Origin of the sequence: Mycetohabitans sp. B3 (assembly GCF_021498065.1) — a bacterium.
Lineage (GTDB): Bacteria > Pseudomonadota > Gammaproteobacteria > Burkholderiales > Burkholderiaceae > Mycetohabitans.
Genome location: NZ_JAHLKN010000017.1, coordinates 1 through 19,495, shown reverse-complemented (window position 1 = coordinate 19,495; position 19,495 = coordinate 1). Strand labels below are relative to the sequence as shown.

The window sequence follows — 19,495 nt, the reverse complement described above, 5'->3', positions numbered from 1 at the left end:
CCGGCGACCCGGCGGGCACGCAATCGAATCGTCAGTAAACCGTCGCATTGTACAATAACGCGCTATTCGCGATGATGCCAGCCCGGGATTGCCCGGCCACTGCCCTTGCATTGCGCCGCCTTGTTGGTGATCTCATGCCCTTGCTACATCAGTGCCGTTTTTTCACGACCGTCAACCATCTGCGCGACCTGCCGGCGACGATACAGCCGGAAGTGGCGTTCGCTGGCCGCTCCAACGCCGGCAAGTCCACGGCGATCAACGTGTTATGCAACCAGAAGCGGCTGGCGTTCGCGAGCAAGACGCCCGGGCGCACACAGCATATCAATTACTTCGCGGTCGGGCCGGCGGACGCGCCCGTCGCGCATCTGGTAGATCTGCCCGGGTACGGGTATGCCGAAGTGCCCGGCGCTGCGAAGGCGCATTGGGAAGCGTTACTGAGCACCTACCTGACGACGCGGCCGCAAATCCGCGGCCTGATCCTCGTGATGGATTCACGGCGGCCGTTCACGGAACTGGACCGGCGCATGGTCGAGTGGTTCGGCGCGACCGCGCGGCCGATCCACGTGCTGCTCACCAAATGCGACAAATTGACGCGACAGGAAAGCATGAATGCTCTACGCGCTGCGCAAAAAGCCGCCACCGCTTACCAGGCTGCCGGTCTGCGCAGCGAGATCACGATACAGCTGTTCTCAGCCCTCAAGCGTATCGGCCTGGACCAGGCTCACGCACTGCTGGAGCACTGGCTGGCACCTGACGCCGCTTCGCAAGCGGATGCGCAATCCGGCCCCGACGCGAGCAAATAGGCATGAAGTGCCGATAAAGGGGATGCCGATAAAAAAACCCGCCGTCACGCGGCGGGTCAACAGCCTAATCGTAGAACGACAGGCACCCGCTCAGGGAGGAGAAGCGGGGAGTTCCGCACATCGTGCGGCCCTCGCTCGATATGATATACCAACGGCCTGAAAAGTTTTGGGCACCGCCATCTATCCGACACCGACAACCGACTCGAATACGCACTCCCATGAGCTTCTTTCCCCAGTACCGTCCGCGCCGCATGCGTCGCGATGATTTCTCCCGTCGCCTGATGCGTGAGAACCACCTGACGACGGATGATCTGATTTACCCGGTATTCGTCGTCGAAGGCACGCGGGTTCGCCAACCAGTGGCCTCATTGCCGGGTGTCGAACGTACGTCAGTCGATCTGTTAATGGGCGTGGCTGAACAATGTGTCCAGGCCGGCATCCCGGTGCTGTCTTTGTTCCCGGCGATCGAACCCGCGCTGAAGACACCGGACGGGCAGGAAGCGACCAACCCTGACGGGCTGATCCCGCGGGCGGTGCGCGAACTCAAGCGCCGCTTTCCCGAACTTGGCGTGCTAACCGACGTCGCGCTGGATCCATACACGAGCCACGGACAAGACGGCGTGCTGGACGAGCATGGCTACGTGATCAACGACGTGACGTCGGCCATCCTCGTTGAGCAGGCGCGCACGCAAGCGCAGGCCGGCGTCGATATCGTGGCGCCATCGGACATGATGGACGGCCGGATCGGCTCGATCCGCAAAATGCTCGAGAACGAAGGCCATATCCATACTCGGATTATGGCTTATGCAGCCAAGTATGCGTCGGCCTTTTACGGTCCGTTCCGCGACGCGGTCGGCTCGGCGGCCAATTTGGGCAAGGGCAACAAGATGACGTACCAGATGGACCCGGCCAATGGCGATGAAGCGCTGCGCGAGGTCCAGTTGGACATCGAGGAAGGCGCGGACATGGTGATGGTTAAGCCTGGCATGCCGTATTTGGACGTCGTGTACCGCGTGAAAGAGACATTTCACTTTCCAACCTATGCGTATCAGGTCAGCGGCGAATACGCGATGTTGAAAGCCGCCGCGCAAAATGGCTGGCTGGATCACGACAAGGTCGTCATGGAATCGTTGCTGGCGTTCAAGCGAGCTGGCGCGGATGGCGTGCTGACCTATTTTGCACTGGATGCCGCCCGTATCCTGCGGGAACAGCATCGATGATGCCGCCCGCCTCGCATGGGCGCGATCGCAATGGACGCAAGCCAGCGAGAGCGATCCAACGGGCACAAGCCAGCCAGAGCAAGTTAGCAAGGGCGATCCAGCGAACGCAAGCCTGCGAAGGTGGCCCAGCTAGGGCAATCCAGCGGCAGGACCCGCTTCTGGCATGATCCGGCGTTACATCGCCGGTAGCGCTCGCTCTATGACGCTTAGCCGGCGACAGGAGACGAGGTGCCAATCAGGCGGTCCAGGCTTTTCAGGAAAAGCTCCGGCGACTGATAGCCGACGAAGCGAGCCAGTTCCCGGCCTTGAGCGTCGAAGAAAACGATTCCTGGCGGTCCGAACAGCCGGAAGCGCCGCAGCAACGCCTGATTGTCGGCGTGGTTCGCGGTGACGTCGGCACGCAGCAGGTCCATCGAGGCCAATCTGGTCCGCACACGCTCGTCACTGAACGTGAACTGCTCCATTTCCTTGCAACTCGTGCACCAGTCCGCATAGAAATCCAACATCACAGGCCGCTGCGCTGCGCCCAGCACCTGGTCTAGCTGTGCCGTCGACGTGACCGGGGCAAACGCAGGTACAGTGGCAGCGATCGTTGCGGCGGTCCCGGGCCCGGTCCGCGCGCCGGCAAGGACAGCGAGCGGTCTGAGCGGATCCGACGAACCGGCAGCCACTCCAACCAGCAGCGCGACAGCCCACACGGCAAGCGCCGCGGCCAGGCCCTTGCTCAATCGCGCCGCAATCGATGCCGTGCCGGCCGAGCGATCAAAAAGCCGCAGGAGCGCTGCCGTGACCATCAGCCACAGCGCCGCCAGCGACATCGAGATCGTGCCAGGCAACACCGGTGTAACGAGCCACAGCGCAACGGCCAGCAGCATCATGCCGAAAATGCGCTTGACGGCGTCCATCCAGCGACCTGCACGCGGCAGCAGCGCACCAGCCCCGATCCCAACGACCAACAGCGGCACGCCATTGCCGAGGCCCATCGCGAACAGCGACGCGGCGCCCACGCCGATATTGCCGGTATGCGCGATGAATAGCAGGATCGCAGCTAGCGGCGCGGTCATACATGCGCCGACAACGACGGCTGACAACGCCCCCATGACAAAGACGGCTGCAAACCGCCCCCCCGCCTGGCGCTGCGATAGCGCATTGGCGCGATCCTGCAGCCCCTGTGGCAACTGAATATCCCGGCCAGCCAACAACAAGCCCCCCATCCCCGCAATCAGTATCGCGAAGACACCGAGCACCCAGCGATTCTGCAACCACGCCCCGAGACTTTGGCCGATCGCCGCGGCCGCTACGCCGAGCAGCGCGTACACCAGCGCCATGCCAAGCACATAGGCTACTGACAGCGTGCAGCCGCGCGCACGCGTCACGTGAGCCCCTTGGCCAACAATGATCGATGACAAAATCGGAATCATTGGCAGCGAGCAGGGAAACAAACTCAACACAATGCCACCGGCAAAGAAAAACGCCAGCACGGCCGATAATCCGTCCTGTTGCAACACTGCCTGCGCATCGTCGGCGCTGAAAAAGCGCTCGATCAACGGACCCGATCGTGCGTTGCCGCCACCGGTCGTCGTCGCACCTGCCACGCCAGCCTTTACCGCCGGGCCGCTCAGATGCACGACGTGCTCGGCCGGTGGGTAACAAATCCCCTGGTCCGCGCAGCCCTGCGACGTCACGATAAGATCGAATGCGCCGCCCGTGCGGGTAATGGGCACCGTGACGACAAGGTTGCCGCGGTACGTCTCGACGTCCTTATTGAAGGTCTGGTCGAACTTAACCTTGCCGGGCGGCAGCTGTGGCACCCCCAGCGCGGCATCGCCCGATCTGACGGCAAACGCAAAGCGTTCACGGTACAGGTAGTAGCCGTCGGCAATGCGGAAATGCAACTCGACCGTCCCCGGCTTTTCGAGCGAGCTGAACTGAAACGCGTCTTGTGGATCGAGAAACCCATCGCTCGCCCACGCGGCGCGGGACGCCAGGGTTGCCCACAGCGCTGCGATAATCAGCGCGATCCCGGTCAACCACGACGCGGCGGCTGAACGTCTGAAAGACGGACTAAACATATGTCGGACGTGATGTCTCCGTGTCGACCCACAACGCGTAGGCAGGCGACGACGCAGCGGACCAGGACAGAATCTCCGGCGTCTGATACGGATGATTTGCGGCAATAAACTTTTCCAACTCGAACGCACGTGTCACCGCCGTCTTAAACAACAGCGGCACCTCGTCCGCGTGCTCGAGCTCGCCTTGCCAGTGATAGACCGAGCGCGACGGCGCAAGTTGCGTCGCACAGGCCGCCAACCGGGCATCCAATACGGTGCGAGCAAGCGTCGACGCCGCCTGGGCATCGGGTAATGTCGTAAGCATCAGGATGACGGTCGATGTCACATGTTCCTCCGGCATCATTGAATGATGAGCGACGACCTGTTGAACACGCCGCCTCTACCGCGATATCGTAACACCCGTGCGTGCCATGCTCGTGCGCCAAACTCGCCTCCAAGTGCGCCATGTAACAAAAAGGCCAAGCTAAGCTTGGCCTTTTTGATTTGCGGACGCAGCGTTTATTCGGCTTCTGCCGCTTCCGCTGCTTCCTCGACGACTGGACGGTCAACCAACTCAACCAGCGCCATCGGTGCGTTGTCGCCGACGCGGAAGCCGAACTTCAGGATCCGCAGATAGCCACCCGGGCGCGTAGCGTAGCGCGGACCGAGCACCTCGAACAACTTCGATACCGACTTGTCATCACGCAATCGCGCAAAGGCAAGACGGCGGTTCGCGACGGATGGTTTCTTGCCCAGCGTGATCAGCGGCTCGACGACCTTGCGAAGCTCTTTTGCTTTGGGCAGCGTCGTCTTAATGACTTCATGCTCGATCAACGAATTCGACATATTACGGAGCATCGCCAAGCGGTGGCTGCTCGTGCGGTTCAGTTTCCGCAAACCGTGACGGTGACGCATTTCAGTTTCCTTGATTCAAAGTTTTGATCCAGCTCTTCTATTGCGCGACTCGATATGAGATACGAGGAGCGCGCACGGGCCGGTACGGGATAAGACAAGACGCGGATTCTAAAAGAATATCCGCGTCGTTGCCAGTTCATTACAACGGGCAGCAACGCCCGCCGATTACTTATCGAGGCCAGCCGGCGGCCAATTCTCCAGCTTCATGCCGAGCGTCAAACCACGCGAAGCGAGCACTTCCTTGATCTCGTTCAACGACTTGCGGCCCAAGTTCGGCGTCTTCAGCAACTCGTTTTCGGTACGCTGGATCAGATCACCAATGTAGTAGATGTTCTCGGCTTTCAGACAGTTCGCGGAGCGCACTGTCAGCTCGAGATCGTCAACCGGACGCAACAGAATCGGATCGATCTGCGGTGCGCGCGACGGCGTTTCAGCCGTCGTTTCGGTGCCTTCCAGCGCCGCGAACACTGACAACTGGTCGACTAGGATGCGAGCCGATTGACGAATCGCTTCCTCTGGCGAAATCACACCATTGGTCTCAATGTTCATCACGAGCTTGTCCAGGTCGGTACGCTGCTCGACCCGTGCACTCTCGACCGCGTAGCTGACTCGGCGAACCGGCGAGAACGACGCATCGAGCACGATGCGACCGATGACCTTGGTGCTTTCGTCGCCATAGCGGCGCACGTTGCCCGGCACATAGCCACGACCCTTCTCGACCTTGATCTGCACGTCGAGCTTGCCGCCCTTGGATAGATGGGCGATAACGTGCTCCGGATTGATGACCTCGCAATCATGCGGCACTTCGATGTCACCGGCGGTCACGACACCCTCGCCTTCCTTGCGCAGCGTGACGGTCACTTCATCGCGGTTGTGCAGCTTGAACACCACGCCCTTGAGGTTCAACAGCAGGTTGACCATGTCCTCTTGCACACCGTCGAGCGTCGAATACTCGTGAACGACGCCGGCGATCGTCACTTCGGTCGGCGCATAGCCGATCATTGACGATAGCAAAACACGCCGGAGCGCATTACCCAAGGTGTGGCCATAACCGCGTTCAAACGGCTCCATGACCACTTTCGCGTGGTTGTCGCCAAGCGAATCCACTGCGATGATCTTGGGCTTCAACAAACTGGTTTGCATAGGTTTTCCTTTTCAATACCCTCGGCTCGTTACACCGATAAGGCTGACCGGTGACAACCTGAAAAACGAACAGCCGGGCCACCGGCGCACACGGGCGCACCCGCGCGGACAAGCAGCTCGGCCGTCGATACGATTAGCGCGAGTACAACTCGACAATCAGGCTTTCATTAATGTCGCCGGCAATATCGCTACGCTCCGGCACGTGCTTGAAGGTGCCTTCAAACTTCTTCGCATCGACCGACACCCAGCCCGGGAAGTTGTTTTGCTCGGCCAGCGACAACGCCTCTTGAATCCGCGTCTGCTTCTTCGCTTGCTCACGCACGGCCACCACGTCGCCAGCTTTCACCTGCAATGATGGGATGTTCGCCACTTGGCCGTTCACGGTGATCGCCTTGTGGCTGACCAGCTGACGCGCTTCAGCACGCGTCGAGCCGAAGCCCATGCGATACACGACCGTGTCCAGACGCGACTCGAGCAGTTGCAGCAGCGTTTCGCCGGTGTTGCCCTTGCGGCGATCGGCTTCGGCGAAGTAACGACGGAACTGGCGCTCGAGCACGCCGTAGATCCGCTTCACCTTTTGCTTTTCGCGCAGTTGCAGACCATAGTCGGACGTGCGTGCACCCGACGTACGACCATGCTGACCCGGCTTGCTATCGAGCTTGCACTTATCGGCGAGCGAGCGACGCGCGCTCTTCAAGAACAGATCGGTGCCTTCGCGGCGGGACAGTTTTGCTTTCGGACCGGTATAGCGTGCCACTTTGCAATTCCTTAACGTTGATTTACGCGGATCTGGCCGATCTGCGCTAGTTCGCGCCCTTTGGGCCGAACGGTGGACTTAGTTGATAAATTCAATGCAGCAAGCCTGCTGCCGTGCACGGCAACAGGCTCCAATACGCTTGCTTGCATCAGATGCGGCGGCGCTTCGGCGGACGGCATCCGTTGTGCGGCACCGGCGTCACATCGGAAATCGCCGTGATTTTGATGCCAAGGCCGTGCAGCGCGCGAACCGCCGATTCGCGCCCCGGGCCCGGACCCTTGATCCGAACCTCGAGATTCTTCACGCCATACTCCAACGCGACGCGGCCGGCCGACTCGGCGGCAACCTGTGCAGCGAACGGAGTCGACTTGCGCGAACCCTTAAACCCTTGACCACCCGACGTCGCCCACGCCAGTGCGTTGCCCTGACGGTCCGTGATCGTGATGATCGTGTTATTGAACGACGCATGGACGTGTACTACGCCCTCGGCGACGTTCTTCTTGACCTTCTTGCGAACGCGTTGCGCCGCGCTGCTGTTCGAAGCCTTAGCCATTACGTTTTCCTGTAACTGTCAGTTCCGCTTACTTCTTCAGCGCTTGGGCTGCACGACGCGGACCCTTACGGGTACGGGCGTTCGTGCGCGTGCGCTGACCGCGCATCGGCAGACCCTTGCGATGGCGGACACCTTCGTAGCAACCGATGTCCATCTTGCGCTTGATGTTCATCGTCACTTCACGGCGCAAATCGCCCTCGACGACGAACTTCGCGACTTCATCGCGCAGCTTTTCGAGATCCGCGTCGGTCAGTTCCTTGACCTTCTTCGAAGTGTCCACGCCAGCTGACGCACAGATCAACCGTGCGCGCGAGGCACCAATACCGAGAATCGCCTGAAGGCCGATCACGGTGTGCTTGTGAACTGGGATGTTAACCCCTGCGATACGAGCCATTGTTTTTCCTCAAACAAAAAGCGCAAGCGTGGCCTTAGCCCTGGCGCTGCTTGTGACGCGGATCCGAGCTGCAAATGACGCGCACGACGCCCTTGCGCTTGATGATTTTGCAATTGCGGCAAATGCACTTAACCGATGCCATCACTTTCATGATATTACCCTTTTTCTCAATCACTTCGCCCGGAATACGATCCGCGCACGAGACAGATCGTAAGGCGTCAATTCCACCGTCACCTTGTCGCCCGGGAGGATCCGGATATAGTGCATCCGCATCTTTCCGGAGATATGTCCCAACACGACATGGCCGTTTTCCAGTTTGACCCGGAATGTTGCATTAGGGAGGTTTTCAATGACCTCGCCCTGCATCTGAATGACATCGTCTTTGGCCATATTCCTTGTGCTCAACGCATCGGGAGATTGCCGCCCTTGAAATTGGCTTTCTTGAGCAGCGATTCATACTGTTGCGACATAACGTACGACTGCACCTGCGCCATAAAGTCCATCGTCACGACAACGATGATCAGCAGCGAAGTGCCGCCGAAGTAGAACGGCACGTTCCAGCGCAGCACCAGGAATTCGGGCAAGAGGCACACGAATACGATATAGATCGCCCCGGCCAGCGTCAGACGGGTGAGAATCTTGTCGATGTAACGCGCGGTCTGCTCGCCCGGGCGAATCCCCGGAACAAAGGCACCACTTTTCTTCAAGTTGTCGGCCGTTTCCTTGCTATTGAACACCAACGCGGTGTAGAAGAAGCAGAAGAAAACAATAGCCAACGCGTACAACATCACGTACACCGGTTGCCCCGGTGCCAACGTCGACGCCAGATCATGCAGCCAACGCATGTTCGCGCCGGAGCTGACCCAGTTCGCGATCGTCGCCGGCAGCAGGATAATCGACGACGCGAAAATCGGCGGAATCACACCCGACATGTTCAGCTTCAATGGCAGGTGCGACGACTGACCACCATAGATCTTGTTACCGACTTGGCGCTTCGCATAGTTCACAAGGATCTTGCGCTGTCCCCGTTCAATAAACACGACCAGATACGTGACCGCGGCAATCAGCACGACGATGATGATCGCCGAGATGATGCTCATCGATCCAGTGCGCACCAGTTCGAACAATCCACCGATTGCGTTCGGGAAACCCGCCGCGATACCGCCAAAGATAATGATCGAAATCCCGTTGCCCAAGCCGCGCTCGGTGATCTGCTCGCCGAGCCACATCAGGAACATCGTGCCGGTCACCAGCGTCACCACCGTCGTGAGCCGGAACATCATGCCCGGATCGATCACCAAGTACGGCTGATTCTCAAGCGCAACCGCAATACTGAACGCCTGAAACGTCGCCAGCGCCACCGTGAAGTAGCGCGTGTACTGGGTGATCTTGCGCTGGCCCGCCTGTCCTTCCTTTTTCAGCGCTTCCAACTGCGGGGACACGATCACGAGCAGCTGCATGATGATCGATGCCGAGATATACGGCATGATCCCCAACGCAAATATCGTGAACCGCGACAGCGCGCCACCCGAGAACATGTTGAACATGGCCAGGATGCCGCCAGACTGGCTTTGGAACAGCTTGGCCAGTTGATCAGGATCGATTCCCGGCACCGGGATATGCGCGCCGATTCGATAGACGATCAACGCCAGCAGCAGGAAAACCAGCCGCCGACGCAGATCACCGTACTTCGGCCCACCGCGTCCAGTCTTTGCGAAAGTCGGGCTGTTAGCCAAGAACCTTCTCCGTAGCAAATCCGAGTGACCGCGTCTGCAACAACTTACTCACCCAACGAACCGCCCGCAGCTTCGATTGCAGCACGCGCGCCCTTCGTGGCGCCCAGCCCCTTGATCGTGACCTTGCGCTTGATCTCGCCGGTCGCGATGATCTTCGCACTCTTGATCAGTTCGCCTACGAGGCCCGCTTGCTTCAACGCCAGCAGATCGATTTCGTCGACCGGCAGCTTTTCCAGGTCGCCCAGGCGCACTTCACCAACAAACTCCTTCGTCAGTGACGTGAACCCGCGCTTGGGCAAGCGGCGTTGCAACGGCATTTGGCCGCCTTCGAAGCCCACCTTATGGAAGCCGCCCGAACGCGACTTCTGGCCTTTGTGACCACGGCCCGCCGTCTTGCCCAGGCCGGAGCCGATGCCACGGCCGACGCGACGCTTTGCGTGCTTAGAGCCTGCAGCCGGCTTCAGGTTGTTCAGTTCCATATTCACTCCTTAAGCTCGTGTCGCGCTTAGCCGATGACCTTAACGAGGTACGAGACCTTGTTGATCATGCCGCGCACCGCCGGCGTGTCCTGCAATTCGCTAACCGAGTTCAGGCGACGCAGGCCGAGGCCGCGCACCGTCGCGCGATGCGTATCGCGGGTACCGATCAGGCTCTTGACGAGCTGGACCTTGACAGTTTTTCCAGACATGGTGACCACCCCGCCTTAACCCAAAATTTCTTCGACGCTCTTGCCGCGCTTGGCCGCGATATCGGCCGGCGTGGACTGGCGACGCAGACCGTCGAGCGTCGCACGAACGAGGTTGTACGGGTTCGTCGAGCCGTGGCTTTTCGCCACGACGTTCGTCACGCCCATCACCTCGAACACCGCGCGCATCGGGCCGCCGGCAATCACGCCGGTACCCTGCTTAGCCGGTGCGAGCAACACTTGCGACGCGCCGTGCTTGCCGTGCGCCTCATGCTGCAGCGTGCCGTTCTTCAGCGGTACCTTGAACATATTACGGCGGGCCTGTTCCATCGCCTTCTGGACGGCAACCGGCACTTCCTTGGCCTTGCCTTTGCCCATGCCGACCCGACCATCACCGTCGCCGACCACCGTCAGCGCGGCGAAACCGAGAATCCGGCCACCCTTCACGACCTTGGTCACACGATTGACCGAGATCATTTTTTCGCGCAGGCCGTCGTCGCGTTCGTCGGCCTGAACCTTCGCTTGCATCTTTGCCATGACGAATCCCTATCCTTAGAACTTGAGCCCGGCTTCACGCGCCGCATCGGCAAGCGCCTTGACGCGACCGTGATAGCGGAAGCCCGAGCGGTCGAAGGCGACGGATTCAATACCGGCAGCCTTGGCCTTCTCGGCGATACGCTTGCCGATCAGCTGGGCCGCGGCAACATTACCGCCCTTGCCCGACTTGTCGGCCAGTTGCTGGCGCACTTCGACCTCGACGGTCGATGCGCTCGCCACCACCTTCGTACCGCACGGCGAGAACACCTGCGCGTAGATGTGCTGGTTGGTGCGGTGCACGGCCAGACGCGCAACCTGCAGCTCAGCGATCTTGATACGCGTTTGACGAGCACGGCGCAGGCGAGATTGAGTCTTATCCATGATTGCGCACCTTTACTTCTTCTTCGTTTCCTTGAGGATCACGACTTCGTCGGCGTAGCGCACACCCTTGCCCTTGTAGGGCTCAGGCGGACGGTAGCCACGCACTTCCGCGGCTACCTGGCCGACTTTTTGTTTGTCGATCCCCTTGATGACGATTTCCGTTTGCGACGGCGTTTCCGCCTTCACACCTTCCGGCATTTGATGCACGACCGGATGCGAGAAGCCCAACGACAGATTCAACTTGTCGCCTTGCGCCTGCGCACGGTAACCAACGCCGACCAGCGTGAGTTTGCGCTCGAAGCCCTTCGTCACGCCGTTCACCATGTTCGCGACGAGTGCGCGCATCGTGCCGGACAGCGCGGTTGCCTCGCGCGACTCGTCGACCGGTTGGAACTTCAGTTCGCCGTTGTCGTTGATCACCTTCACAAGCGGGTTCAGTGCCTGAGAAATCGTGCCCAACGGCCCTTTTAGCGTAATCTGCGACTCGCCCAGCGTCACCTCAGCACCGTTGGGCAGAGGAATCGGGCTCTTACCTACTCGAGACATGTTTCACTCTCCTGTCGGGCTTTACGCGACGTAGCAAATGACTTCGCCGCCCACACCCGTGGCGCGCGCTTTGCGATCGGTCATCACTCCCTTCGGCGTGGACACGATAGCGACGCCCAGGCCATTCATGACCTGCGGGATCTCGTTGCGACCACGATACACGCGAAGGCCAGGCTTGGACACGCGTTCCAGACGCTCGATGACCGGCCGGCCGGCGTGGTACTTCAACGCAATGTTCAGTTCCGCCTTCGGGCCATGGGCCTTCACGACGAAGTCGTCGATGTAGCCTTCGTCCTTCAGAACCTGCGCGATTGCGACCTTCACTTTCGACGAGGGCATCGTCACCGCAGCCTTCTCGACCATCTGCGCGTTGCGGATGCGAGTCAGCATATCGGCGATAGGATCACTCATGCTCATTTATGTTGCTCCTTACCAGCTCGCCTTCGTCAGGCCGGGAATCTCGCCGCGGAATGCGATTTCGCGAATCTTGCCGCGCGCCAAGCCAAATTTGCGGAACGTGCCACGCGGACGCCCGGTGATCGCGCAGCGATTGCGCTTGCGGGTCGGGTTCGCGTTGCGCGGCAGTTGCTGCAGCTTCAGGCGCGCTTCGTAGCGCTCTTCGTCGGACTTGCTCGTATCGTCAATGATCGCCTTCAGCGCCGCGCGCTTTGGCGCATACTTCGCTGCGAGACGAGCACGCTTCTTTTCACGTTCGATCAGTGCCAGTTTAGCCACGGTAACCTCAGTTTCTGAACGGGAACTTGAAGCTGGCGAGCAGTGCCTTCGCTTCTTCGTCGGTCTTCGCAGTCGTCGTGATGCTGATATTCAGCCCACGCAGCGCGTCGATCTTGTCGTAATCGATTTCGGGGAAAATGATCTGCTCCTTTACCCCGATGTTGTAGTTGCCGCGGCCATCGAATGCCCGGCCCGAGATGCCGCGGAAATCGCGCACTCGCGGCAACGCGATTGTCACGAAGCGATCCAGGAACTCATACATCGCGCGACCACGCAGTGTGACCATCGCGCCAATCGGATAGCCCTGGCGAATCTTGAAGCCCGCGATTGCCTTACGCGCCTTCGTCACGACCGGCTTCTGACCGGCGATCTTCGTCAGATCACCCACCGCGTTGTCAATGATCTTCTTGTCAGCGACCGCGTCACCCAGACCCATGTTCAGCGTGATCTTGGTGATGCGCGGCACTTCCATGACGGACTTGTAGCCGAACTTTTGCGTCAGTTCGGGAACAATCTTCTCTTTGTAAACCTGCTGCAAACGTGCCATTTTCGACTCCCGACTCAGGCGCTCAGCACAGCACCGGTGGTCTTTAGGAAGCGCACCTTCTTGCCCTCCTCGACCTTGATGCCCACCCGCGACGCACGGCCGTTCGCATCGACCAACGCAACGTTGGAGATGTGCAACGGCATCGACTTGCTTTCCACACCGCCGGTCGTGCCCTTCATCGGGTTCGGCTTCACGTGCTTCTTCACGAGATTGATACCTTCAACCGTCACACGATCGCCCGCAACTGCCAGCACGGTGCCGCGCTTGCCCTTGTCCTTGCCTGCGATGACGATGATTTCGTCACCCTTGCGAATCTTGTTCATCGCGACTCCCTTACAGCACTTCCGGCGCGAGCGAAACGATCTTCATGAAACGTTCGCTACGCAATTCACGCGTGACCGGCCCGAAAATGCGCGTACCGATCGGCTCAAGCTTGTTGTTCAGCAGCACGGCGGCATTGCCGTCGAACTTGATCAGCGAGCCGTCCTGACGACGCACGCCCTTGGCGGTGCGAACCACCACGGCGTTGTAGATTTCGCCCTTCTTGACGCGCCCACGCGGCGTGGCTTCCTTGACGCTCACCTTGATGATGTCGCCAATGCTCGCGTAACGACGCTTCGAGCCGCCGAGCACCTTGATGCACAACACTTCGCGTGCACCCGTGTTATCGGCTACTTCAAGCCGAGTTTCGGTCTGGATCATGGTTTATCTTTCCCAACTTAATCCGGCACGCCACCATGGCGCGGCCGGTCAGTCTTGGTCCCGTCAGCCGATCGGCTGCTTGGGTTAGAACAGCAGCGACGGCAGACGAAACCCGCCATCGCAATCGGTGAATCCTGCGGCGCGGATGACAGCCACCCACACGCGCACTGGCCAACTTAGCCCCACCACTTACCCGCGACGGGGCATCCCTTATATGAGGGAAGTCCGAGATTATATCAAATAATCCCGGACTTGCAACAACTTATTGCGATACTGCGGCGGCTCACGCCGCCTTCGTTCAGATGATGCGCGCCGCTTCAACCAGGCGGGACACGGTCCAGGCCTTCGTCTTCGAAATCGGACGATTTTCCTGGATCTCCACGAGGTCGCCCTCGTTGTACGTGTTCGCCTCGTCGTGCGCGTGGTACTTCTTCGAGCGCACAACGTACTTGCCGTAGATCGGGTGTTTGACGCGATGCTCGACGAGCACGGTCACGGTCTTGTTCATCTTATTGCTGACGACCTTGCCGACCAGCGTCCGCTTAAGCGAGGTTTTAACGCTATCGTTCATTTCTGGTTCGCCTTTTCAGTCAACACGGTACGCACACGCGCGATGTCGCGGCGGACCTTCTTCAGCTGGCTGGTGTTCTGCAGCTGTTGGGTCGCGAGCTGCATGCGCAGACCGAATTGGGCCTTCAGCAGGTCCGACAGCTCCTTGTTGAGCGCGGCCTGATCCTTGTCGCGAAGTTCGGAAGCTTTCATCGCTTGACTCCTTAGGCGCCGATCTGGCGGGCGACGAACATCGTCTTCAGCGGCAACTTCGCCGCTGCCAGACGGAACGCCTCACGCGCCAGCTCTTCGTTAACGCCATCCATTTCGTACAGCATCTTGCCGGGCTGGATCTCGGCGACGTAGTACTCAGGGTTACCTTTACCGTTACCCATCCGCACTTCAGCCGGCTTTTGCGAAATCGGCTTGTCCGGGAAGATGCGAATCCAGATGCGGCCGCCACGTTTGATGTGACGGGTCATCGCTCGACGCGCGGCTTCGATCTGGCGCGCGGTCAAACGGCCGCGCCCGACCGCTTTCAGGCCAAACTCACCGAACGACACCGCATTGCCACGCGTTGCGACGCCCGTATTACGACCCTTTTGCTCTTTGCGGTACTTTCTGCGTTTCGGTTGCAGCATGGTTATTCTCCACTCTTCGCGTCGCCGCCAGCACCGGCACCACTACGGCGCGGACCGCCCCGACGTGCGCCCGGTGCGCCGCCTTCGCCATCACGGCGCGGGCGACGATCGCCCGGGCGGGCATTGCGGCGCCCACGCTTGTCTTCCGTCGGCTCTTCGACGACCGGCAGATCGTTGCGGCCGAGCGTATCGCCTTTGTAGACCCACACCTTGACGCCGATGATGCCGTACGTCGTCTTCGCTTCCGACGTCGCATAGTCGATGTCGGCGCGCAGCGTATGCAGCGGCACACGGCCTTCACGGTACCATTCGGTCCGTGCGATTTCGATGCCGTTCAGACGACCCGCACTCATGATCTTGATGCCCTGCGCACCCAGACGCATCGCATTTTGCATCGCACGCTTCATTGCGCGACGGAACATGATCCGGCGCTCAAGTTGCTGTGTGATCGAATCGGCGATCAGTTGCGCATCGGTTTCTGGCTTACGGACTTCTTCGATGTTGACGTGAACCGGCACGCCCATGCGGCGCTGCAGTTCGGTCTTCAACAACTCGATATCCTCACCCTTCTTGCCGATCACAACGCCCGGACGCGAGCTGAAGATCGTCAGACGCGCGTTCTTTGCAGGACGCTCGATCACAACGCGGCTCACCGACGCGTTCTTCAGCTTCTTCTTCAGGTATTCGCGAACGCCGATGTCTTCCTTCAGCATCCCCGCAAACTGGGTATTGTTCGCGTACCAACGCGACGCCCAGTTACGGCTGACGGCCAGACGGAAGCCAGTCGGATGAATTTTTTGTCCCATCGTGTGACCCCTTAATTCCCGACCGTCACAGTGATGTGACAGGATTGCTTCTCAATGCGGTTACCGCGGCCCTTCGCACGCGCGGTGAAACGCTTCAGCGAGGCCGCCTTGTCGACGTAGATCGTCTTGATCTTCAGCTCGTCGATATCCGCGCCTTCATTGTGCTCCGCGTTCGCGATCGCCGACAGCACCACCTTCTTGACGAGACCCGCTGCCTTCTTCGGCGAGAACGTCAGAATGTTCAGCGCCTTGTCGACCGGCAAACCGCGAATCTGGTCAGCCACAAGGCGCGTCTTCTGCGCCGAAATGCGGGCACCGCGATGAATTGCTTTCACTTCCATCTTGATTGCCCCTTATTTCCTGGCCTTTTTGTCGGCCACGTGTCCCTTGAACGTACGGGTCAACGCGAATTCGCCGAGCTTGTGGCCGACCATGTTTTCCGACACATACACCGGAACATGCTGACGGCCGTTGTGCACGGCGATCGTCAAGCCGATGAAATCCGGCAGGATCGTCGAACGACGCGACCAGGTCTTGATCGGCTTCTTGTCACGCGAAGCTGCAGCCGCCTCAACCTTCTTCAGCAAATGGGCGTCGCAGAACGGACCTTTTTTAACAGAACGTGCCATTGCCTACTCCTTAACGCTTGTGACGGCGCTGGACGATCATCGTCGTCGTGCGCTTGTTGCGACGCGTGCGGAAGCCCTTCGTCGGCGTACCCCACGGGCTCACCGGATCGCGACCCGCCGCCGTACGACCCTCACCGCCACCGTGCGGGTGGTCGATCGGGTTCATTGCAACGCCGCGGACCGTCGGACGGATACCGCGCCAACGATTCGCACCAGCCTTGCCGATCTGGCGCAGGCTGTGTTCCTCGTTGCCGACTTCACCGATCGTTGCACGGCATTCGATATGCACGCGGCGGATTTCACCCGAGCGCAGGCGGACCTGAGCATACGTGCCCTCGCGAGCCAGCAGCATCGCCGACGCACCGGCCGAGCGCGCGATTTGCGCCCCCTTGCCCGGCAGCATTTCAATACAGTGAATGGTCGTACCCACCGGAATATTGCGGATCGGCAGCGTATTGCCTGCACGAATCGGCGCTTCCGAGCCCGACAACAGTTGCGCGCCAACCATTACGCCCTTCGGCGCGATAATGTAACGGCGCTCGCCGTCGGCATAGCACAGCAGGGCAATGTTCGCGCTACGGTTCGGGTCGTATTCGAGACGCTCAACCTTCGCCGGGATACCGTCCTTGTTGCGGCGGAAATCAACCACGCGATAGTGATGCTTGTGACCGCCGCCCTTGTGGCGCGTCGTGATATGACCATTATTGTTGCGGCCAGCCGTGGAGCTTTGCTTATCAAGCAGCGCCGCGTACGGCTTGCCCTTGTGCAGTTCCTTGTTGACCACCTTCACCATCGCACGACGGCCAGGCGAAGTCGGCTTGAGCTTAACGAGTGCCATGATTACTTGGCCTCCGCTTCAAAATTGATTTCTTGGCCCGGCTTCAGGTTCACGTACGCCTTGCGTACGTCCTTGCGGCGGCCCATGAAACGGCCAAAGCGCTTGGCTTTGCCCTTCACGTTCAGCACGTTGACCGAATCCACTTCGACCTTGAACAACAATTCGACTGCCGCCTTGACTTCCTGCTTCGTGGCGTCCGGCGCAATGTCGAATACGACTTGCTCGTTCTTGTCAGCCACCAGCGTCGCCTTCTCAGAGATCACCGGCGCGAGCAGAACCTGCATCAAACGATGATCGTTCTTGCGCATTTCGCTCATGACAGCAACTCCTCGATCTGGGCGACCGCAGCTTTCGTGACCAGCACTTTCTTGAAGTAGATCAGCGACAACGGGTCGGCATAACGCGGCTCGACAACCGCCACATGCGGCAGGTTGCGCGACGCGAGGTACAGGTTCTCGTCAACGGTATCGGTAATCACGAGCACCGACTCGAGCCCCATGGCCTTGAACTTGGCCGCCAGCAGCTTGGTCTTCGGCGCCTCGAGCTTGATGTCGTCAACGACCGACAGCCGGCCTTCGCGAGCGAGCTGCGACAGGATCGAACAGACGCCAGCGCGGAACATCTTCTTATTGACCTTCTGGCCGAAATTTTCTTCCGGCGAGTTCGGGAAGATACGGCCACCGCCGCGCCACAGTGGGCTCGACGACATACCGGCGCGGGCGCGACCCGTGCCCTTCTGGCGCCACGGCTTCTTCGTCGTGTGCTTAACTTGTTCGCGATCCTTCTGCGCGCGGTTACCGCTGCGCGCGTTCGCCTGGTACGCGACGACGATCTGGTGAATCAGCGCTTCATTGTAGTCACGGCCGAACACGACGTCCGACGCGTTCACACCCGCGCTTTCCTGACCTTGGTCGTTCAGGAGCTTCAATTCCATTGTCACGCCCCCTTCTTCGCGCGAGCCTTAACGGCCGGCGTCACAAAAACTTTGCCGCCCTTGGCGCCCGGCACCGCACCCTTGACGAGGATAAGCTTGCGCTCCGCGTCGATACGTGCGATCTCGAGATTCTGCGTGGTGGTCTTCACATCACCGAGGTGGCCGGTCATGCGCTTACCCGGGAACACACGACCCGGATCCTGCGCCATACCGATCGAGCCCGGCACGTTGTGCGAACGCGAGTTACCGTGCGACGCGCGGCCCGAACCGAAGTTATAGCGCTTGATCGTACCGGCATAACCCTTACCGATGGACACGCCCTGCACGTCGACCTTCTGACCCACTTCGAACAAATCGGCACCGATCACCGCGCCCGGCGACAGCTCGACCGCCTTGTCAGTTTCGATGCGGAATTCCTTCAGGATTTCGCCGGCCTGAACACCGGCTTTGGCGAGATGACCAGCCAGCGGCTTGGTCACACGCGACGCGCGACGCTCGCCGAAAGTAACCTGCACGGCCGTATAACCGTCCGTTTCAACGGTCTTGATCTGCGTCACGCGGTTGTCCGACACGTCTAGCACGGTTACGGGAATCGAATCACCGTCAGCCGTAAAAATACGGGTCATTCCAACCTTGCGACCTACGAGTCCAAGGCTCATCGTTTTCTCCATTCCCGACTGCGATTGGTCAGGGCTGATTACGAAACACCGGCGAACAGGAAGAGACTGATGCCAACCTGTCACACGGCTTTTTAACGCAAATACGCGAAAAGCCTAGCATTGTAGCAAGGCTTTTCGTTTTTTGCAAGCAATCAATGACTTAGGCGCACCATGCCATCGCCATGCAGGGCGCGCCGTCAAGCCGCGTTACTGCAGCTTGATTTCGACGTCAACGCCCGCCGGCAAGTCGAGCTTCATTAGCGCATCCACGGTCTTGTCGGTCGGATCGACGATGTCCAGCAGACGCAAGTGCGTGCGGATTTCCAGCTGATCGCGCGACGTCTTATTTACGTGCGGCGAACGCAGGATGTCAAAGCGCTGGATGCGCCGCGGCAGCGGGATCGGGCCGACGAGGATCGCGCCGGTGCGCTGTACCGTCTCGAAAATCTGCCGCGCTGATTGATCGACCAGCTTGTAGTCGAAAGCTTTCAGGCGGATACGGATTTTCTGCTTTTGCATGACATTTCCTGTAAAGAGCGAGGCGATATGGCATCGCCATAACCAAAGAACGTGAAGCAGGCCCCCAATCGAGAAACGGGCAGCCCGCTCCGGACACTACAATGTACCGCTACAGCAAACCAGCGATTTTACTCGATGATTTTGGCGACGACACCGGCGCCGACGGTACGGCCGCCTTCGCGGATCGCAAAGCGCAGGCCTTCTTCCATCGCGAT

The 19,495-nt window shown here is 59.8% G+C and carries 33 protein-coding genes and 1 pseudogene; 2 read left to right on the top strand and 32 right to left on the bottom strand.

What is annotated here, in order from left to right:
* Positions 1-134: 134 nt before the first annotated feature.
* Entirely contained in the window at positions 135-803 is a 669-nt protein-coding gene (gene yihA / locus KQH55_RS03675) for a ribosome biogenesis GTP-binding protein YihA/YsxC (protein ID WP_076796834.1), read from the top strand.
* A 218-nt stretch (positions 804-1,021) separates the two neighbouring features.
* Positions 1,022-2,023: a porphobilinogen synthase gene (gene hemB, locus KQH55_RS03670; RefSeq protein WP_076785624.1), complete on the top strand. Its 1,002-nt coding sequence runs from the start codon at positions 1,022-1,024 to the stop codon at positions 2,021-2,023.
* A gap of 206 nt (positions 2,024-2,229) precedes the next feature.
* On the opposite strand, the gene dsbD is transcribed toward hemB, so the two are convergent.
* The 32 genes and pseudogenes from dsbD to KQH55_RS03510 all read right to left on the bottom strand — a co-directional run.
* The gene (gene dsbD, locus KQH55_RS03665; RefSeq protein ID WP_235090214.1) at positions 2,230-4,095 is read right to left on the bottom strand and encodes a protein-disulfide reductase DsbD; all 1,866 of its coding nucleotides are present in this window, start codon (positions 4,093-4,095) and stop codon (positions 2,230-2,232) included.
* Positions 4,088-4,438, bottom strand: a complete 351-nt coding sequence (gene cutA, locus KQH55_RS03660; RefSeq protein WP_076785626.1) for a divalent-cation tolerance protein CutA — start codon at positions 4,436-4,438, stop codon at positions 4,088-4,090. Before cutA ends, dsbD begins: the two co-directional genes overlap by 8 nt.
* A 155-nt stretch (positions 4,439-4,593) precedes the next feature.
* Entirely contained in the window at positions 4,594-4,989 is a 396-nt protein-coding gene (rplQ, locus tag KQH55_RS03655; RefSeq protein WP_076785627.1) for a 50S ribosomal protein L17, read from the bottom strand.
* Positions 4,990-5,154: 165 nt separating this feature from the next.
* Complete coding sequence (locus tag KQH55_RS03650; RefSeq protein WP_076785628.1) at positions 5,155-6,132, bottom strand: DNA-directed RNA polymerase subunit alpha; 978 nt, start codon at positions 6,130-6,132, stop codon at positions 5,155-5,157.
* Positions 6,133-6,265: 133 nt separating this feature from the next.
* The gene (rpsD, locus tag KQH55_RS03645) at positions 6,266-6,889 is read right to left on the bottom strand and encodes a 30S ribosomal protein S4 (protein ID WP_013434810.1); all 624 of its coding nucleotides are present in this window, start codon (positions 6,887-6,889) and stop codon (positions 6,266-6,268) included.
* 148 nt (positions 6,890-7,037) lie between these two features.
* The gene (gene rpsK / locus KQH55_RS03640) at positions 7,038-7,442 is read right to left on the bottom strand and encodes a 30S ribosomal protein S11 (RefSeq protein WP_076785629.1); all 405 of its coding nucleotides are present in this window, start codon (positions 7,440-7,442) and stop codon (positions 7,038-7,040) included.
* Positions 7,443-7,470: 28 nt separating this feature from the next.
* Positions 7,471-7,836: a 30S ribosomal protein S13 gene (gene rpsM / locus KQH55_RS03635; protein ID WP_076785630.1), complete on the bottom strand. Its 366-nt coding sequence runs from the start codon at positions 7,834-7,836 to the stop codon at positions 7,471-7,473.
* A gap of 34 nt (positions 7,837-7,870) precedes the next feature.
* Positions 7,871-7,987: a 50S ribosomal protein L36 gene (gene rpmJ / locus KQH55_RS03630; protein ID WP_041754149.1), complete on the bottom strand. Its 117-nt coding sequence runs from the start codon at positions 7,985-7,987 to the stop codon at positions 7,871-7,873.
* A 20-nt stretch (positions 7,988-8,007) separates the two neighbouring features.
* Entirely contained in the window at positions 8,008-8,226 is a 219-nt protein-coding gene (infA, locus tag KQH55_RS03625) for a translation initiation factor IF-1 (protein WP_004521905.1), read from the bottom strand.
* 11 nt (positions 8,227-8,237) lie between these two features.
* Positions 8,238-9,572, bottom strand: coding sequence for a preprotein translocase subunit SecY (gene secY, locus KQH55_RS03620; RefSeq protein ID WP_076785631.1), 1,335 nt, complete (start codon positions 9,570-9,572; stop codon positions 8,238-8,240).
* A gap of 44 nt (positions 9,573-9,616) precedes the next feature.
* Positions 9,617-10,051 (bottom strand): 50S ribosomal protein L15, encoded by a 435-nt coding sequence (gene rplO, locus KQH55_RS03615; RefSeq protein WP_076785632.1) that lies wholly within the window; start codon positions 10,049-10,051, stop codon positions 9,617-9,619.
* A gap of 26 nt (positions 10,052-10,077) precedes the next feature.
* Entirely contained in the window at positions 10,078-10,260 is a 183-nt protein-coding gene (gene rpmD / locus KQH55_RS03610; RefSeq protein WP_041753260.1) for a 50S ribosomal protein L30, read from the bottom strand.
* 15 nt (positions 10,261-10,275) lie between these two features.
* Complete coding sequence (gene rpsE, locus KQH55_RS03605) at positions 10,276-10,794, bottom strand: 30S ribosomal protein S5 (RefSeq protein ID WP_076785633.1); 519 nt, start codon at positions 10,792-10,794, stop codon at positions 10,276-10,278.
* Positions 10,795-10,809: 15 nt separating this feature from the next.
* A complete protein-coding gene (gene rplR / locus KQH55_RS03600; RefSeq protein WP_013434799.1) occupies positions 10,810-11,175 on the bottom strand; it encodes a 50S ribosomal protein L18 in 366 nt (121 codons plus the stop codon).
* Between the two features lie 12 nt (positions 11,176-11,187).
* Positions 11,188-11,721 carry a 50S ribosomal protein L6 gene (gene rplF / locus KQH55_RS03595; protein WP_076785634.1) on the bottom strand — a complete coding sequence of 178 codons (534 nt, stop codon included), beginning with the start codon at positions 11,719-11,721 and terminating at the stop codon, positions 11,188-11,190.
* A 21-nt stretch (positions 11,722-11,742) separates the two neighbouring features.
* Entirely contained in the window at positions 11,743-12,138 is a 396-nt protein-coding gene (gene rpsH, locus KQH55_RS03590; RefSeq protein WP_076785635.1) for a 30S ribosomal protein S8, read from the bottom strand.
* 12 nt (positions 12,139-12,150) lie between these two features.
* On the bottom strand, positions 12,151-12,456 hold the full coding sequence (rpsN, locus tag KQH55_RS03585; protein WP_013434795.1) for a 30S ribosomal protein S14: 306 nt from the start codon (positions 12,454-12,456) through the stop codon (positions 12,151-12,153).
* A 7-nt stretch (positions 12,457-12,463) separates the two neighbouring features.
* A complete protein-coding gene (gene rplE / locus KQH55_RS03580; protein WP_076785636.1) occupies positions 12,464-13,003 on the bottom strand; it encodes a 50S ribosomal protein L5 in 540 nt (179 codons plus the stop codon).
* Positions 13,004-13,017: 14 nt separating this feature from the next.
* Positions 13,018-13,326 carry a 50S ribosomal protein L24 gene (rplX, locus tag KQH55_RS03575; protein ID WP_013434793.1) on the bottom strand — a complete coding sequence of 103 codons (309 nt, stop codon included), beginning with the start codon at positions 13,324-13,326 and terminating at the stop codon, positions 13,018-13,020.
* Between the two features lie 10 nt (positions 13,327-13,336).
* Positions 13,337-13,705 carry a 50S ribosomal protein L14 gene (gene rplN / locus KQH55_RS03570; RefSeq protein WP_013434792.1) on the bottom strand — a complete coding sequence of 123 codons (369 nt, stop codon included), beginning with the start codon at positions 13,703-13,705 and terminating at the stop codon, positions 13,337-13,339.
* A gap of 298 nt (positions 13,706-14,003) precedes the next feature.
* Entirely contained in the window at positions 14,004-14,276 is a 273-nt protein-coding gene (gene rpsQ / locus KQH55_RS03565) for a 30S ribosomal protein S17 (RefSeq protein WP_076785637.1), read from the bottom strand.
* On the bottom strand, positions 14,273-14,467 hold the full coding sequence (rpmC, locus tag KQH55_RS03560) for a 50S ribosomal protein L29 (RefSeq protein WP_013434789.1): 195 nt from the start codon (positions 14,465-14,467) through the stop codon (positions 14,273-14,275). The genes rpsQ and rpmC overlap by 4 nt, the downstream gene beginning before the upstream one ends.
* A gap of 11 nt (positions 14,468-14,478) precedes the next feature.
* Positions 14,479-14,895 carry a 50S ribosomal protein L16 gene (gene rplP, locus KQH55_RS03555; protein ID WP_076785638.1) on the bottom strand — a complete coding sequence of 139 codons (417 nt, stop codon included), beginning with the start codon at positions 14,893-14,895 and terminating at the stop codon, positions 14,479-14,481.
* 2 nt (positions 14,896-14,897) lie between these two features.
* Positions 14,898-15,701, bottom strand: coding sequence for a 30S ribosomal protein S3 (gene rpsC / locus KQH55_RS03550; RefSeq protein WP_076785639.1), 804 nt, complete (start codon positions 15,699-15,701; stop codon positions 14,898-14,900).
* An 11-nt stretch (positions 15,702-15,712) separates the two neighbouring features.
* Complete coding sequence (gene rplV, locus KQH55_RS03545; RefSeq protein WP_076785640.1) at positions 15,713-16,042, bottom strand: 50S ribosomal protein L22; 330 nt, start codon at positions 16,040-16,042, stop codon at positions 15,713-15,715.
* A gap of 12 nt (positions 16,043-16,054) precedes the next feature.
* Positions 16,055-16,330, bottom strand: a complete 276-nt coding sequence (rpsS, locus tag KQH55_RS03540; protein WP_076785641.1) for a 30S ribosomal protein S19 — start codon at positions 16,328-16,330, stop codon at positions 16,055-16,057.
* Positions 16,331-16,340: 10 nt separating this feature from the next.
* Positions 16,341-17,168, bottom strand: coding sequence for a 50S ribosomal protein L2 (rplB, locus tag KQH55_RS03535; RefSeq protein WP_076796830.1), 828 nt, complete (start codon positions 17,166-17,168; stop codon positions 16,341-16,343).
* Between the two features lie 2 nt (positions 17,169-17,170).
* Positions 17,171-17,485: a 50S ribosomal protein L23 gene (gene rplW, locus KQH55_RS03530; protein WP_076785643.1), complete on the bottom strand. Its 315-nt coding sequence runs from the start codon at positions 17,483-17,485 to the stop codon at positions 17,171-17,173.
* Positions 17,482-18,102, bottom strand: coding sequence for a 50S ribosomal protein L4 (gene rplD, locus KQH55_RS03525; RefSeq protein WP_076785644.1), 621 nt, complete (start codon positions 18,100-18,102; stop codon positions 17,482-17,484). Before rplD ends, rplW begins: the two co-directional genes overlap by 4 nt.
* A gap of 2 nt (positions 18,103-18,104) precedes the next feature.
* Positions 18,105-18,761 carry a 50S ribosomal protein L3 gene (gene rplC, locus KQH55_RS03520; RefSeq protein WP_076787490.1) on the bottom strand — a complete coding sequence of 219 codons (657 nt, stop codon included), beginning with the start codon at positions 18,759-18,761 and terminating at the stop codon, positions 18,105-18,107.
* 207 nt (positions 18,762-18,968) lie between these two features.
* Positions 18,969-19,280 carry a 30S ribosomal protein S10 gene (gene rpsJ, locus KQH55_RS03515; RefSeq protein ID WP_013434780.1) on the bottom strand — a complete coding sequence of 104 codons (312 nt, stop codon included), beginning with the start codon at positions 19,278-19,280 and terminating at the stop codon, positions 18,969-18,971.
* Positions 19,281-19,408: 128 nt separating this feature from the next.
* Positions 19,409-19,495: pseudogene (locus KQH55_RS03510) on the bottom strand (elongation factor Tu); the annotation flags it as partial.